Here is a 17185-nt window from a genome sequence, read left to right as displayed (position 1 = left end):
TTAGAAATGCGTTACTTAAAAGTAGCGCATTTTTTTTTGAGACGAATTCACGAATTATTAAGCACAGGTTAAATAAAAAATCTGAGAATTCGTGGCGAAATTTTTTCATTATTTGAAAATTATCTGCTAAAAACAAATCGTTTAGATGTAAGAAATTTTAGAAAAATTGTAACTTTTTATCAAAAAATAAAGTGTAATTTTAGTCTAAACGAAGATTTTCGATTTATGAAAAAAATATTATTAGTATTACTGTTAGTTACCAATGTTCTATTTAGTCAAAATAGCGACAATACATGCGAAATACTAAACAAAATAAATGCACTTATTCAGGAAGAACATATTAGGCCGAAACTGGTAGATGATAGTTTATCGGTTTTTGTTTTTGATAATCTGATCAATGAATTAGATCCTTCTAGAAACCTGTTTTTTAAGACTGAATATGACGAATTAGCCAATAAATATCGTAGCAATCTGGATGATCTTATTCTAAGTAACCATTGTGATTTTTTGGGCGATATTACTTCTGTATATCGAAATGGTCTTTTGAGAACTAAAACTGTGCTCGAAAAAATTCAAAAGGAACCCATCGATTATACTAAAAAAGATACAATCAGGTTTTATAAAAAATCATTCCCTTTTTACCTTAAAAAAGAAGATCTTGAAAAAGTATGGTCTAAAAAAATCCGATATCAAATTCTGGATGAAATTGCCGAATCGAGTGATAATTTAGATTCTCTTAAAACTAATTTTAAGTCGATTGAATTAAAGTCTAAAAACTTAATTGTTACCAATGAAATCTGTAGGATCAATACACTTTTAGAAACCAATACGAAACAGGAAGAAAAGCTCTACAATTACTTTTGTACTTATTTTGATCCGCATACGGCTTATTTTAGTGATGACTCTAAAACGAGTTTTGTTGCTTCATTATCAAAAGAACATTTGTCACTGGGAATGACTGTTAGTCTAAACGAAAAAAACGAAATTATCATAGCTGAACTCGACCCTAATGGCCCTGCTTATCAAACGGGACAAATAAAAAAGGGTGATCAGATTGTTTCAATATCGAATCAAAAGGAATCGTTGCAGGTTTCATGTGCTTCATTAGAATCTATTTCGACGATGATTTTATCTGAATCGAACAAAAGTATTACGCTTACGCTAAAGCGAAATTCAGGAAAAAGCTTTGATGTATATATCGAGAAGCAGGTGATGAAAGATGAAGATAATTCGGTTTTTAGTTTTATAATTGGTAAAGACAGTAAAATTGGATACATTAAAATTCCAAGTTTCTACGCTGATTTAGATGGTAATAGCCGAAAAGGTTGTGCCGATGATGTAGCACGAGAAGTCATAAAACTGGAAAGAGATAATATAAAAGGTCTTGTAATTGATTTAATTGATAACGGGGGCGGATCTATGGAAGAAGCTATAAAACTGGCCGGAATGTTTATCGATTACGGTCCACTTTCAATTGTAGTTGACAATAGAGAAGGAAAATCAGTAATTAATGATCCTTACAAAGGTTTGATTTATAAAGGACCAATTGTGATTTTGGTCAACAGTAATACAGCTTCGGCAAGTGAATTCTTCTCTTCGATTTTACAAGATTATAATCGCGCATTATTACTGGGCAGTAATACGCTTGGAAAAGCTACTATGCAAACCATACTTTCGCTTGACGAAACTAAAAATACTGACTTTTTGAAAATAACAATTAACAAATTTTACAGAGTGACAGGCAAAAGCCATCAGTATATTGGCGTAAAACCCGATGTGGTTCTTCCTGAATTTTATGAAGGTGTCTACCAAAAAGAAAGTGATTTCCCGACCGCTATCAAAAATGACAGCATACAGGCTTTGCTAAAATTTAAACCTTATGTCAAACGATCACTTAGTGATAAACTGGCAAAAAACAGTACTACAAGATTGGCTGATAATTACTTCTTTAATAATATTAAAAAGATAAATCTGAAAATTGATCAACTTGTTAATACACCAAAAGCAGAGATTCCGATGACTTTGGATGCTGTTTTTAATCAGAAAAAAATCGTTAACTCACTCTGGAAAGAGATCAATACATTTAATGACGAGAATAATCCGTTAGATGTCTATAATTCAACCGTGAATCAGTTTTTGTTAGGCGCTTATCCCAATGACAAAACCATCAATCAATACCAGATTAATAATCTAAAAACAAATCCGTACCTGAATGAAGCTGTAAATGTTATTAATGAATTTAATGGAGCGAAATAGATTTTAGATTTTATCACATTTTGAAAGTCTTCTACTTTGAAAATGATATTATGGATAAAACTTGTTGACCTTATCTAAGATTAATCTTTAAAAGTTTTGCGAACTTATCGTAAATCTTAGCGATCTTAGCGGTCAAATTATTCACAAAACATAATTTAAAAAAGAATACAATTGATTTTGCTAAAAAAAGGAATAACCGTATTTTTGCATCTCAAAACTAAAAATTAGAAATGGGAAGAGCGTTCGAATTTAGAAAAGGAAGAAAAATGAAACGTTGGTCAGCAATGGCCAAAACATTTACCAGAATTGGTAAAGACATCGTTATGGCTGTTAAAGAAGGCGGTCCTAACCCTGACGCCAATTCTAGATTAAGAGCTGTAATACAAAATGCAAAAGCCGCTAACATGCCTAAGGACAATGTAGAGCGCGCGATAAAAAATGCAAGTAATAAAGATACTGCCAACTATAAAGAGATTTTGTTTGAAGGATATGCTCCTCACGGAATTGCGATTTTGATTGAAACTGCCTCTGACAACAATAATAGAACTGTAGCCAACATTCGCAGCTATTTTAATAAATGCAACGGTACAATGGGAACTCAGGGTTCTGTTGAGTTTATGTTTGACCATACTTGTAATTTTAGAATTGCAAAAGGTGATCTTGATCCTGAGGAATTAGAGTTGGAACTAATTGATTTTGGTGCCGAAGAAGTTTTTGAAGACGAAGACGGAATCTTAATCTATGCTCCTTTTGGAAGCTTTGGTGCTTTACAAAAAGAATTAGAGAACAGAGGTCTTGAGATTTTATCTTCTGGTTTTGAGCGTATTCCGCAAATCACAAAAGAACTTACTGAAGCTCAAATCGCTGACGTTGAAAAACTAATCGAAAAAATTGAAGAAGATGACGACGTTATGAACGTTTACCATACTATGCAAGAAGCATAATATTTCTCACATACGATATAGCAAAGCTCTGGATTTTTCCAGGGCTTTTTTTATTTATAAATTTTAACTTTCCAGATTCAAATAAAAAATTACATTTGCTAATCTCAGCAACAAATTAATTTAAATATAACTTTATGCAAACCTCAAAAATCACAAGATATGCTTTAATATTACTAGTAGTTCTTTTTATAGTAATCAGCGTAATTAGTTAAAAAAATGGCCTTCTGATTTTAGAAGGCTTTTTTTTTAGAATAAACTTAGTGTAAGGCAATATAAAAATAGTAACCATTTTCAGTGCAATAAAGACGTCTAATTTCTCAAGGATTTTTGTTCCCTCTCATTGTTTATATATACTCTAAATAAGCTCTGGATCGTTTAAAAAGCATATTATCTCATATATTTGCTCCGAAACAAGAAATCAAAGATATTTATGAAAAACTCTCAATATACTAAAGTTGCCGTAATAATTATGGTAGTTTTATTTGTAGTCGTTAGTGTTGTTGGATGTAGTACTCATGTACACCATAGCGGTCCTGGCAAAATTCCACCTGGACAAGCTAAAAAAATGTCCGGAAGCAAAAGTGCAAAAGCATATGCTCCGGGACAACAGAAAAAGAAATAATAAAAAACGCCTTCTCTAAATCAGAAGGCGTTTTTTTATTTGCAAAAACTTAAATCACGTTCTAATACAAAATGCAATTAGAAATCCGATTTAAGATTTGATTTATATTGTAATTTACTTTTTAGAAGGATTATTTGTCACTTTAATCAAATATGTTCCTTCCGGTAAATCTCCAATATTAGAAGCATTACTTCCGGCTATTTTTTTTCCTTGCGAGAAAACCTCAACAGTTTTAGAACCAGTATTTGCTTCAGTGGTACTTGCCGAAGCAGACGGTAACGATTTTGCAGCAACTACAGCTTTTGCAGGACTAGCTTTTTTTATTGCATTAGAAGACTGAGCATTTTCCGTTACAGCTGTAGTAGTTGGTTTCGAACTATTATAAGATTCCATAACTTGCTCATCTGTCATTGCAACGCTGTATATTTTAAGATCATCGACATCAGCATTAATCCCAACCGTACCATTTAACGCACCTAATCTCAAAATATATCCTTTTGTTAAGCGCGAAACTCCTTCAACCGATTTTAATAATTCTCCGTTACGGTATATTTTTGATTTACTACCATCATAAGTCACACTATATTGATACCAAACGTCTTTTGCAAGAGGAACTGAAACTATAGTATTATTTGTATCTCCCCATCCCACAAGACTTAAATCTGAATTTCCTGATGATGCCGCCTGTTGTAATAAACCAAAATACTGAGTATTTACTGCGCTGCCATAGCCAAAAATATAATTTACCGAAGCAATAGTATTAAATTTTATCCAAATAGATATTGATCTCGGTTTGTTGTCTTGAGGAAGATCTCCTACTACACCCTGCAACGCTTTGTTAGTGAGGCGCTGTGCTCCTTTTGCGACTCCCATTCTGTCATTTACAAAATTAGGAGCACCTAAAAATGAGATTGTATTATCGGTATTGTTCAAGTTTCCATTGAAATTGAATTCCTGAACCGGATTTTGGGCATTCGTATTTAAAAAACTTACAAACAGTAATGTCAGTAATAATTTTTTCATATGTAACAGATTTTAGGGGATTTTAAAAAGTGTTCTTACAAACACCAAATTATAATATAATGCACAAACTAAATGAAAACTACATAGCAATCAATTAATAAAAATTAGTAATTAAATTCATTTAAAAATTCAACTGTAGTTTCATATTTTTTGTTAAAACTATAAATTTTATTCAAAGTTACCAAACTACTATTGAGTATAAGTACGATATTCTTATTTTAATTAATAAAAATCAAAACTAAATGACATTGTTATTACCATTTGTAAAAACATCTTTACAAATTTTTTTTTTACATCAAAGAAATAATTAAAAGGCCACCTAAAGCAAAACTTACAAGGCCTTTACTATCTAAAAAAAATAAACTGAGACTAAATAAAAAACAAGTAATATTCACTAAAAAATAAAATGTTCTTTTTAATTTGAAGTTATCTTTTTTGAAGTTGCGTTTGTTATTTTCAACAAATAGGTTCCTTCAGGAAGATTACTTATACTGATTGTATTATTATCGTTTCCATAAATCTTCTCTCCTTGCGAGAACACTTCAACATTTTTCGTGACATCATTAAGATCCGCCGGTGCAATAATTGTTGGAGAAGTAGGCTTTGTACCAGTTTTTGATTTAACCGCGGCCTTTTTTATTGTTTTTGCAGTAGTTGCCGGTTCAACAGCAGCTATTCTAACAGGTTTAGAGCTATTGTACAATGCCACAACCTGCTCGGCAGTCAAAGCCACATCATAGATTTTTAAGTCGTCTATATCAGCATTAATACCCACTGTTGTATTTATTTCCCCAAGTCTAAAAATATTCCCTTTTGTAGCACGTGTAATTCCATCTACAGATTTTAATAATTCTCCGTTACGGTATATTTTAGAAACTTTTCCCTCGTAAGTTATCGTATAATTGTACCAGGTATCTTTTGCAATCGGAGTAGAAACAATTACATCATTAGAAGCTCCCCAACCAGCCAAACTTAAATCTGAGTTAGCAGAAGTGGTTGCCTGCTGTAATAAGCCACAGTATTGTGCATTATAAGCTGTACCATAACCCCAAATATAATTTGCAGAAGCAATATCATTTAATTTTACCCATATACTAACTGATCTTGGACTATTGCCCTGAGGAAGATCATCCACAACGGCTTCCATAGCTTTATTAGTTAATCGTTGCGCTCCTTTTACCAATCCGGCTCTGTCTGTAACAAAATTGTTTGCTCCAATAAAAGAAGTGGTATTAGCTGTATTATTTAAAGTCCCATTGAAATTAAACTCCTGAATTGGATTTTGAGCATTAACATTCAAATAACTTACAAACATTAAAGTGAGTAGTAATTTTTTCATAATAGTAGATTTAGGGATTAAAAAACATTGTGTCTTTTAACACTGCTAAACTATATTATTATGCATTCGACCTGAAATTTATTCGACAACGAACCTAAATAATCGTTTAAATAACAAAAATAGAGGATTTCAAAATCTTAAGTTTATTATTATACTAATAGTCATTTTATAAAAATGATAAATTAAAATCATTTAAAAATATAATTTCTTACGTATAAATACGGTATTCGCAAATAAAATTAAAACATTAACACTTGATAATAACGTGATTAATACTAAAATTAGCAGAGCAATCAAAAACTCTTTAGAAAGCACAAAAAAAGCTCCATTCGATTTTACGAATGGAGCTTTATATTTAAAAAAGCAGTTGAACTACTTGACAAATTCAATTTTTTGAACTTCTTCTTCATTGACACTGTCAAAGAATCCTTGTTCGTTCATCCAGTCATCGCTAAATACTTTACTCATATAGCGAGAACCGTGATCAGGGAAAATAGCGATAATATTACTGTCTTTAGTAAATTCACCTTCCTCTGCGTATTGTTTAATGGCCTGCATTACTGCTCCTGAAGTATATCCAACAAATAATCCTTCTTTTCTGGTGATCTCTCTGGCAGAGTGAGCACTTTCCTCATCAGTTACTTTAATAAACTTGTCGATGATGTCGAAATCTGTAGCAGATGGAATCAGGTTTTTACCTAAACCTTCTATACGATACGGATAAATTTCTTTGTTATCGAATTCTCTTGTTTCGTGGTATTTCTTTAAAACTGACCCAAAAGCATCTACACCTAGAATTCTAATATTTGGGTTTTGCTCTTTTAGGAATTTTGCAGTTCCGGAAATAGTTCCTCCGGTTCCGCTACAAGCTACAAGATGTGTAATTTGTCCTTTTGTCTGTTCCCAAATTTCAGGACCGGTAGTGTTATAGTGGGCATCAATATTCAATTGATTAAAATACTGATTGATGTAAACTGAGCCTTTTGTTTCTTCGTGCAAACGTTTGGCTACGTTGTAGTAAGATCTCTCATCATCTGCCGAAACGTGTGCGGGACAAACATAAACCTTTGCTCCTAAACTTCTCAGCATGTCAATTTTATCTTTCGATGATTTTGAGCTTACTGCTAAAATACAATTATACCCTTTTATAATACTCACCATTGCCAAACTAAAGCCCGTATTACCTGATGTCGTCTCAATGATCGTATCACCTGGCGTTAGGATTCCTTTTTTCTCAGCTTCTTCAATAATATATAACGCTATTCTATCTTTTGAGGAATGTCCTGGATTAAAAGCTTCTACCTTTGCGTAGAAATTACCTTCTAACTCTTCGGTAATTTTATTTAGCTTAATAAGTGGGGTATTACCTATTAACTCTAAAACATTATTATAAGCGTTTATTTCTTCTTTCATAAAAAAATAGTTAATCGAAGGTATTTTTAAATACCCTTGATAGGTTGCAAATTTAACAAAAAATTTCTAATTAGCTTTTAATTTTTTCTAAATCTAATAAAAAACTAAATTCCTTTGCTAAGTCTCTTAAAGCTTCAAAACGTCCAGAAGCTCCACCATGTCCTGCATCCATATTGGTATCTAAAAATAAAAGGTTATTATTTGTTTTTAGATTCCTCAATTTAGCCACCCATTTAGCTGGCTCCCAATACTGTACCTGCGAATCATGCAATCCGGTAGAAACATACATGTTGGGATAGTTTTGTGCTTTTACATTATCATACGGTGAGTAAGATAACATATAATCGTAATATTTTTTATTGTTTGGGTTTCCCCATTCGTCGTATTCTCCTGTTGTTAATGGGATACTGTCGTCTAACATTGTTGTAATAACGTCAACAAAAGGCACCTGAGCAATCACCCCGTTATATAATTCCGGAGCTTCATTTATGATTACGCCCATCAAAAGTCCTCCTGCAGATCCTCCTTCAGCATATAAATGTTCAGGAGATGTAAAATTTTCGTTAATTACAAATTTAGAGCAATCAATGAAATCTGTAAAGGTATTTTTCTTTTTTAACAGTTTTCCGTCTTCATACCATTGTCTTCCTAAATCTTCTCCGCCTCTAATATGTGCTATGGCATATACAAAACCACGGTCTAATAACGAAAGTCGCGTCGATGAGAAATAAGTATCCATTGTAATTCCGTAGGATCCGTATGCATAGAGCAATAACGGATTTTTACCATTTTTTTGTAATCCTTTACGATAAATCATCGAAATTGGCACCTTTACACCATCTCTGGCAGTTGCCCAAATACGCTCTTCAATATAATTTTCTTTATCAAATTTTCCGCCTAAAACCTGTTGCTCTTTTAAGATTTCTTTGGTTTTAGTTTTCATATTAAAATCAATCACAGACGAAGGCGTTGCCAGCGATTGATAACTGTAACGTAAAACATCTGTATCAAAATCGATATTGGTTGTCGTGTAAGCGTTATACGTTTCACTGCCAAAAGGAAGATAATAATCTTCATCGTCGTTCCACGGCATGATGCGAATATGATTCAAACCGTTTGAGCGTTCTTCTACGACCAGATAATTTTTAAAAATTTCGATATCTTCTAGCAAAACATCTTCTCGATGCGGAATAACGTCTGTCCAGTTTCTCTTTCCTGTCTTATTTTCAGGCGTTTTCATCAACTTAAAGTTGGTAGCCTTGTCTTTATTCGTTAAAATGTAAAAAGAATCCTCAAAATGCGAAATACTGTATTCTAAACCACGAACACGAGGCTGGAACACAACAAATTCTCCATCAGGAGTATCTGAATTCAAAATTCTGTATTCAGTCGTCAAAGTGCTTACTGAGCCTATTACAATATATTTTCTTGATTTTTCTTTGCTTACAGAAACATTAAAAGTATCATCAGTTTCATTAAAAACTAAAACATCTGTAGTAGATACTGTGTTTAATTTATGTCTAAAAACCTTATCCGCTCTTAAAGTCACCTCATCTTGTTTGGTATAGAAAATAGTATTATTATCATTTGCCCAAACAGATCCTCCGGTTGCATTTTCGATTTTATCTGATAAAATTTCGCCTGTTTCTAAGTTTTTGATCTGAATCGTGTAGATTCTTCTTCCCACAATATCAACTCCAAAACTGGCAAATTTGTTATTGGGACTCACACTTAAACCTCCCAGTTTAAAATAAGCATGTCCTTTTGCTAGTTCATTGCAATTGAATAAGATTTCTTCATCTGCCGAAAGGCTTCCCTTTTTTCTTGAAAATATTGGATAATCCTGACCTGTTTCGAAACGAGTGATATAATAGTAACCATTATAAAAATAAGGAACTGATGAATCATCTTCTTTTATTCTGCCTTTCATCTCTTCATACAAATTTTCCTGAAGCTCTTTTGTATGCGAGGTCATTTTCTGGTAATATGAATTTTCCTGATTCAGATAATCAATAACTTCGGAATTTTCGCGGTCATTTAACCAAAAATAATTATCAATTCGTGTTTCTTTATGTTTTTTTAATGGTTTTGGAATTTCTTTGGCTTGCGGAGCCATTATATCGTTTTGCATTGATTAAGCATTAGTTTTTAAATACGAAGGAGCAAAAATACTACAAAGACAATAGAACCAAATTAATTTTTTCATAAAATATTCTATTGATATGATAAAGCAATATACTAATTTTGTATGAAACAATTTAAAAAATCAACAAAAATGGATTTAATGGGAATGATGGGTAAACTTAAAGAAACCCAACAAAAAATTGAAGATACTAAGAAGCGTTTAGATACTGTTTTGATTGATGAACAAAGCGCTGACGGATTACTAAAGGTAACATTAACTGCAAATAGAAAAGTAAAATCGATCTCTATTGATGATTCTTTGCTTGAAGATAAAGAACAATTAGAGGATTACTTGGTAGTAACGCTAAATAAGGCAATTGAAAGAGCTACAAGCGTTAACGAACAAGAACTTGATGCTGTTGCAAAAATGGATATGCCAATGATTCCAGGAATGGATAATTTATTCAAATAAGAGATTTTTTTACTTCTTTTTAAATAAAATCCGATTCATTTTTAACTAAATGAATCGGATTTTTTTATGCCTTTCTCCTACTCTTTTTTCTTTTAAAATTTCTTTGTTGCAATCGAAATAGTTCTGCCTTTACGTTTTTTTACCACTATAAATTTACTTGCTTTTTCTTTTTTTAAAGATTGTAAACTTCCTCTTTCTACACTTCTTTTTAGCTCGTTTTTTAAGCATAAAATAATGACTTTCAACAGAAAACGTTTGCGTAGATTTTTTTTTAGACTGACAAATATCAGCTTTATTCTCTTGATATGTCTTGATATTTGATACAGATAAAAAGCTAAAACCAACAGGATTTTATTTTTATCAGAAGTAAAACCGTATCAATATTTTTTCTTTAGTAAGCGAATATTTGTAAGGATAAGTCAAATCAAAAACAATAAAAACAACATAAAAGATAGAATAAGAAATTAGTTACAAAATAAATTTTCAGAGTTAATTATACATCAGACTCAAAAAATACTTTTGTCCGTAAAATAACTAGTTATCACAATCTATAAAACTGCATTAAAAGTGAATATTAACTATAACACAAATTATTATGAATGAGAAAACTTTAAGTCCAAATGGAACCGAAAACAAAACAGCAGAAAAACAAAGTGCTGGATTAGTAAAAGATGCCGTAAAGGAAACTCTAAAAGTTGATGCTATTGCTCATGTCGAAGAACTTGCCAAAAAAGGAGCAATTGCTCTGGAACAATTCCTGGACCTTAATCAGGAGCAAGTTGATTATATTGTGGCCAAAGCCTCTGTTGCTGCCGTAGACAAACACGGCGAACTTGCTTTGCATGCTGTTGAAGAAACAGGCCGTGGTATTTTTGAAGACAAAGCAACCAAAAATATGTTTGCTGCTGAAAATGTAACCAATAGCTTAAAAAATTTAAAAACCGTAGGTATTATAGGAGAAGATCAATTATCCGGAATTGTAGAAATTGCAGAACCAGTGGGAGTAATTTGTGGTGTAACACCAACAACAAACCCTACTTCTACTACTGTTTTCAAGGCTTTAATCGCCCTTAAAACCCGTAATCCAATTATATTTGGTTTCCATCCTTCGGCTCAACAATGTTCTAAAGCTGCTGCAATTGTAGTTCGTGATGCTGCAGTTGCTGCAGGAGCTCCGGAAAATTGTATTCAATGGATCGAATATCCATCGGTAGAGGCAACAAATGCTTTGATGAATCACCCTACAATTGCAACCATTCTGGCTACCGGAGGAAACGCAATGGTTCGTGCCGCTTATTCTTGTGGTAAACCTGCACTGGGTGTTGGTGCCGGAAACGTTCCTGCTTATATCGAAAAAACCGCCAATATAAAACAAGCTGTTTATGACATTGTACTTTCAAAATCATTTGACTGGGGAATGATTTGCGCCTCTGAACAAGCTGCTATTATCGATAAAGAAATCTATGAAGAAACAAAAGCAGCTTTTAAACATCATCATGTTTATTTTGCTAATGAAAAAGAAAAAGCAAAACTAGAAGAATTAATGTTTGGAGTTACTGCAAAAGGTGTAAACTGCGGTGGCGCAAAATTAAATCCAAATATTGTTGGAAAATCTCCGCAATGGATTGCACAACAAGCTGGTTTCTCGGTACCTGAAAATATTGTAATTATTGCAGCAGAAGTAACAGAAGTTGGCGTAAACGAACCTTTGACCAGAGAAAAACTTTCTCCTGTACTGGCAATTCTAAAATCAAATTCAACTGCTGAAGGTATAAAATTATCTGAACAAATGGTCGAATTTGACGGATTAGGACACTCAGCAGCCATTCATACAAAAGATGAAAAAATAGCCAAAGAATTTGGAGTGGCAGTAAAAGCCATTCGTGTAATCTGGAACTCTCCTTCGACTTTTGGAGGTATCGGAGACGTTTACAATTCATTTATTCCATCTCTTACCCTTGGATGCGGATCTTATGGAAAAAACTCTGTTTCAGGAAATGTTGGAGCAATAAATTTAATCAATATCAAGCGAATTGGTAGAAGAAACAATAATATGCAGTGGTTCAAAGTCCCTTCAAAAATCTATTTCGAGCCTAACTCGATTCAATATTTAAAATCAATGCAATCTCTTGACAAAGTTATGATCGTAACTGACTTGAGTATGCTAAAACTTGGTTTTGTTCAAAAAATTATAGACGTATTAAATCGTCGTGCCAACAAAGTCGATATTAGAATTTTCTCTAATGTAGAACCGGATCCAAGCATTGAAACTGCCAGAGCAGGTGCCGAAACAATGTGTGAGTTCCAGCCGGATAGTATTATTGCATTAGGAGGAGGATCTGTTATGGATGCTGCCAAAGTTATGTGGCTACTGTACGAACAACCTCAGGTTTCGTTTGATGACGTCAAACAAAAATTCCTGGATATTCGTAAACGTGCGGTAAAAATTCCAACTTTAGGAACAAAAGCAAAAATGATTTGTATACCAACGACCTCAGGAACTGGTTCAGAAGTAACTCCTTTTGCCGTAATTTCAGATCATTCTGTCAATAAAAAATATCCTTTGGCAGATTATGCTTTTACGCCTACTGTTGCTATTATTGACTCTGAGTTAACGAAAACTGTTCCTCCGTCAGTTATTGCAGATACCGGAATGGATGTACTTACGCATGCAACAGAAGCATACGTTTCTATTGTAGCGAATGATTACACAGACGGACTTGCGCTGCAAGCTATTAAAATGGTATTTCAATATCTGGAGAGAACCTACCTTGACGGTAAAAATGATGACGAGGCACGCGATAAAATGCACAATGCATCAACAATTGCAGGTATGGCTTTTGCCAATGCAATGCTAGGAATTTCTCACTCTATGGCCCACAAAATTGGAGGAATGTTCCATACGCCGCACGGTCGTACAAATGCCATTTTATTGCCTTATGTTATTAAATACAATGGCGAAGTTCCCGGAAAACTTTCGGTATGGCCTAAATACTCTACTTATAAAGCAGATCAAAAGTATTTCGAAATTTGCCAGGTGTTAGGTCTTCCTGCAAAAGGACCAAAAGACGGTCCACAGGTTTATGCTCAGGCCTGTTACGAATTGGGTAAAAAAGTAGGAATAAAAATGAGTTTTAAAGAACAAGGTCTTGATGAAAAAGAATGGCTTGCAAAACTGAATATACTTGCCATGAATGCTTTTGAAGATCAATGTACTCCGGCAAACCCTCGTTTACCTTTAGTAAAAGATATGGAAGAAATTATGCGTAAAGCATATTACGGAGAAAAAATCTAAATATAAATTGAGATAAAAACTTAAAAACCGCCTTTAAATTAAGGGCGGTTTTTTTTATTTTTTTAAAATAGGAATTAAAACTTCTGAAGCGTTTCAATTACATAAGTATGCATTACTTCTTTATAATCTAAATGAGTTACAACCCTTAGTTTATTGTGCCCCATTGAGCTTATCAAAATATTTTTTTGTTTCAATTTTTCAATCAAAAGCTGATCACTATAGCCCTCTGCTAATGAAAAAATCAAAATATTAGTTTCTACAGGTTCAATATGAGATACCCAGGGTTTCGTACTTAAAATTGCCGCGATCTCTTTTGCACGTCGATGATCTTCTGCCAATCTTTCGATATTATTGGCCAAAGCATATAAACCGGCTGCAGCTAAATAACCTACCTGACGCATTCCTCCTCCCAATATCTTTCTGATTCTCAACGCTCTGTGAATATCAGCTTTACTACCTAACAAAATAGAGCCTATTGGAGCTCCCAATCCTTTTGATAAGCAAACCGAGATAGTATCGAAAATAGCACCAAAATCTTTCGGATTTTGTCTTTTAGCTACCAGTGCATTCCAAATTCTGGCTCCATCCAAATGGAATTTTAAATTATTGGCATCGCAAACTTTTTTTATTTCTCTTAGATCTTCTAACTCATAACAAGCTCCGCCTCCTTTATTGGTTGTGTTTTCTACACAAACCAAACTCGTTAACGGACTATGATAAAACTCCGGATCGTTAATGGCTGCTGCTACCTGATTTGCGGTAATCATCCCTCGATTTCCATCTAATAAACAACAAGAAACGCCACTATTAAACGAAACTCCTCCACCTTCATAATTATAAACGTGTGCAAATTTATCTGCAATTAATTGCTCTCCGGGTTGTGTATGTAATTTTATAGCGGTTTGGTTGGCCATGGTTCCTGACGGAAAAAATAGTCCTGCCTCCATACCAAAAAACTCAGCGACTCTGGTTTCCAACTCAATAACTGTAGGATCTTGCCTGTATACATCGTCGCCAACATGAGCGTTAAACATATACTGCAACATTTCGTTTGTAGGTTTGGTAATAGTATCGCTAATTAAATTTATCTCCATATTCTAAAAAGTATATCTTTTTTGTAAAGCAAAATTACGTATTACTGATAGTTATTCTTGGCAAGTTTTGCTAAAATTTAACTTGTAAATACAATTAAACCAAATTAACGCAATATTTACAAAAATCATATAAAACTACCATTAATATTCTAAAATTGATTTATAATTTTAATAACCAATTTGTTAGACAAAAAATACGCAGCTGATATGCAATACAGAGCAAATAAATAACTATTTGATAATCAGACAAATATTCAAGCGTAAAAATAACATAAAAAAAGTGCACAATTTTTACTGGCGACGAGCCATCCTTAAATATTTTTCTCTTTTTTATCTTAACTAAATAATTCCTGAAAGCAAATTATATTTAGGCAACGTATTTAAACAGACAGACTTTTTAGAGACTATTTTATATGTTAAAATTAATGCTATAATCTAAAAACTATATCTTATTTTTGTACAATAAAAATTACGTATTGATTTAAAATTTATTTTTTATAGATCCATTTTATCAACCACGTAAAATTCAAAAAACAATTAAAACTACTATTAATTTATGACAACTACCGAACAAATAAAAGGTATTGTGGAGCGCCTTGGTGCGTTGAGGAGGTATCTTTGACGTTGATGCCAAACTAATTGAAATTGCCAACGAAGAAGAAAAAACCTTCGCACCCGACTTTTGGAACAATGCAAAAGAAGCCGAAGTCATTGTAAAAAACCTTCGAAACAAGAAAAAATGGATCGAAGATTACAACAAAGCCATCGAACTTACAGATGAATTACAACTTGCCTATGATTTTTATAAAGAGGGGGAACTTTCTGCAGAAGAATTAGACGAGCATTATAATACAACGCAAGCTCATATCGAAAACATCGAGTTCAAAAATATGCTTTCTGACGAAGGTGATAGTTTAAGTGCCGTTGTACAAATTACTGCCGGAGCCGGCGGGACCGAAAGTTGTGATTGGGCAGGAATGCTAATGCGTATGTATATGATGTGGGGAGAAAGCTATGGCTTTAAAATAAAAGAACTAAACTTTCAGGCTGGCGAGGTTGCGGGAATTAAAACCGTTACGCTGGAATTTGAGGGCGATTATTCTTTTGGATATTTAAAAGGAGAAAACGGTGTACATCGTTTGGTTCGAATCTCTCCTTTTGATAGCAATGCCAAACGCCATACTTCATTTGCATCTGTATATGTTTATCCGCTTGTTGATGACAGTATCGAAATCGACATTAATCCTGCCGATATTGAAATTACAACTTCCCGATCCAGTGGTGCAGGAGGACAAAATGTGAATAAGGTTGAAACCAAAGTACAATTGGTACACAAACCAACCGGAATCCAGATTCAATGTTCTGAAACACGATCTCAGCAAGACAACAGACAACGTGCCATGCAAATGTTGCGTTCGCAATTGTATGAAATCGAATTGAAAAAACAGCAGGCACAACGCGCTGATATCGAAGCCGGAAAAATGAAAATCGAATGGGGTTCGCAAATACGTAATTATGTAATGCAGCCTTACAAGTTAGTAAAAGATGTTCGTACAGGTTATGAAACCAGCGATGTAGATGGCGTTATGAACGGAAATATTGATCCTTTCCTAAAAGCATTTTTAATGATGATGGGGCAAAGAGAGGAAGAATAAATGAATAAATATATCAAAGGTTGTTTAGTAATTATAGGTACTTTTATTACTCTGGTAGCAATAATAATTGGTTGGTTCTTTTGGTCATCAGATCACCGAAGAAAACAAGCCGAAATTGATTCAATTGAATTCTCAAAAGAATGCGATACAGTCAAACTTATTACTGAACAACCTGAGATTCAGTTTGCAAAATTCAAAAAGAATGAAATTAATATTCTTAAGTTTCAGATACTAAGACAAGGAAAATTTATTCAGGACACATTGATTAAAAATGGGTTCAATAAAAGAACCAGTTATGATGAATATAAATCTATTACTATTCCTTACAAAGCATTTTTAAAAACTGATACCATTGTAGTTACCACACAAAACAAATTGCATTATTATATCTCAGGCTATCATCATTATGCTTACTTACATTACGGAATGACCGGATATGTTGGAAGTAATGACTGTAGATTTTCTGACAATCCTACAATTAATAATGAAGTTTTTTTACGACCTGTACTTTTTAGGGAAAACGGATGGATTAACCCTGAAATATCCAAGCATATTCATAAAATTAGCGTATCTGATAGCATAGCATATTATGGTTTTACAAAAAAATGCAAAATAAAAATAGAAGATGCGGAGCGTATCCTGAAAGAAAAAAGAAAAGATCAGGTTTTTAGATCTACAACAACTAATGGGATTGAGGTTGGTCCAAAAAATAGTTACTACGTATTTGGCGAAGAAACAGAATCAGGAACACTTCCTGATGATCTTGTTCCCAGAAATCTTAAACATTATGTAGTTAAAATAAATTGCGAAACTGGAGAATATAAACGATATGAGAATTATCCATTTGATAATTAATTGCTTACTTTTATAAGTAATGGTATTTATTCTTATTAGTTTTTAACTATCTGAAATAGTAACTTTATTAAATCTTTTTAATTTAAAACAACA

12 protein-coding genes are annotated in these 17185 nt (G+C 33.1%); 7 read left to right on the top strand and 5 right to left on the bottom strand.

Going from position 1 to position 17185, the window contains the following annotated elements; genetic code table 11:
* The first annotated feature begins 225 nt into the window (after positions 1-225).
* The 3 genes from FLP_RS02540 (at position 226) to FLP_RS02530 (ending at position 3822) form a co-directional block, all read left to right on the top strand.
* The gene (locus FLP_RS02540) at positions 226-2256 is read left to right on the top strand and encodes a S41 family peptidase (protein WP_065447928.1); all 2031 of its coding nucleotides are present in this window, start codon (positions 226-228) and stop codon (positions 2254-2256) included.
* A 230-nt stretch (positions 2257-2486) separates the two neighbouring features.
* Entirely contained in the window at positions 2487-3200 is a 714-nt protein-coding gene (locus FLP_RS02535; RefSeq protein WP_029269334.1) for a YebC/PmpR family DNA-binding transcriptional regulator, read from the top strand.
* 430 nt (positions 3201-3630) lie between these two features.
* On the top strand, positions 3631-3822 hold the full coding sequence (locus tag FLP_RS02530) for a hypothetical protein (RefSeq protein WP_065447927.1): 192 nt from the start codon (positions 3631-3633) through the stop codon (positions 3820-3822).
* A 114-nt stretch (positions 3823-3936) separates the two neighbouring features.
* Here the strand turns inward: FLP_RS02530 and FLP_RS02525 are convergent, their stop codons facing one another.
* From FLP_RS02525 to FLP_RS02510, 4 genes are all read right to left on the bottom strand, one after another.
* Positions 3937-4845 (bottom strand): LamG domain-containing protein, encoded by a 909-nt coding sequence (locus FLP_RS02525; protein ID WP_065447926.1) that lies wholly within the window; start codon positions 4843-4845, stop codon positions 3937-3939.
* Between the two features lie 415 nt (positions 4846-5260).
* Positions 5261-6184: a LamG domain-containing protein gene (locus tag FLP_RS02520; RefSeq protein ID WP_065447925.1), complete on the bottom strand. Its 924-nt coding sequence runs from the start codon at positions 6182-6184 to the stop codon at positions 5261-5263.
* A 372-nt stretch (positions 6185-6556) separates the two neighbouring features.
* Positions 6557-7597, bottom strand: a complete 1041-nt coding sequence (gene capA / locus FLP_RS02515) for a cysteate synthase (RefSeq protein WP_065447924.1) — start codon at positions 7595-7597, stop codon at positions 6557-6559.
* 70 nt (positions 7598-7667) lie between these two features.
* Positions 7668-9728 (bottom strand): S9 family peptidase, encoded by a 2061-nt coding sequence (locus FLP_RS02510; RefSeq protein WP_065447923.1) that lies wholly within the window; start codon positions 9726-9728, stop codon positions 7668-7670.
* Positions 9729-9845: 117 nt separating this feature from the next.
* On the opposite strand from FLP_RS02510, the gene FLP_RS02505 reads away from it, so the two are divergent.
* Both FLP_RS02505 and adhE read left to right on the top strand, forming a co-directional pair.
* Complete coding sequence (locus FLP_RS02505) at positions 9846-10193, top strand: YbaB/EbfC family nucleoid-associated protein (RefSeq protein ID WP_083195777.1); 348 nt, start codon at positions 9846-9848, stop codon at positions 10191-10193.
* 595 nt (positions 10194-10788) lie between these two features.
* On the top strand, positions 10789-13488 hold the full coding sequence (gene adhE, locus FLP_RS02500; protein WP_065447921.1) for a bifunctional acetaldehyde-CoA/alcohol dehydrogenase: 2700 nt from the start codon (positions 10789-10791) through the stop codon (positions 13486-13488).
* A gap of 74 nt (positions 13489-13562) precedes the next feature.
* Here the strand turns inward: adhE and FLP_RS02495 are convergent, their stop codons facing one another.
* Positions 13563-14582 (bottom strand): threonine aldolase family protein, encoded by a 1020-nt coding sequence (locus FLP_RS02495; protein ID WP_065447920.1) that lies wholly within the window; start codon positions 14580-14582, stop codon positions 13563-13565.
* 556 nt (positions 14583-15138) lie between these two features.
* Between FLP_RS02495 and prfB the strand changes: the two genes are divergently transcribed.
* Positions 15139-16237 (top strand): peptide chain release factor 2 gene (gene prfB, locus FLP_RS02490; RefSeq protein WP_121319030.1). Its coding sequence is split into 2 segments (ribosomal slippage): positions 15139-15201 and positions 15203-16237, totalling 1098 coding nucleotides; the frame shifts between segments, so codons are not numbered across the junction.
* Positions 16238-17092 (top strand): hypothetical protein, encoded by an 855-nt coding sequence (locus FLP_RS02485; protein WP_065447918.1) that lies wholly within the window; start codon positions 16238-16240, stop codon positions 17090-17092.
* Positions 17093-17185 lie beyond the last annotated feature (93 nt).

Source organism: Flavobacterium piscis (assembly GCF_001686925.1).
GTDB classification, from domain to species: Bacteria; Bacteroidota; Bacteroidia; order Flavobacteriales; family Flavobacteriaceae; genus Flavobacterium; species Flavobacterium piscis.
The sequence above is the reverse complement of the archived record's forward strand: the minus strand, read 5'-3'. Positions and strand labels throughout refer to the sequence as shown.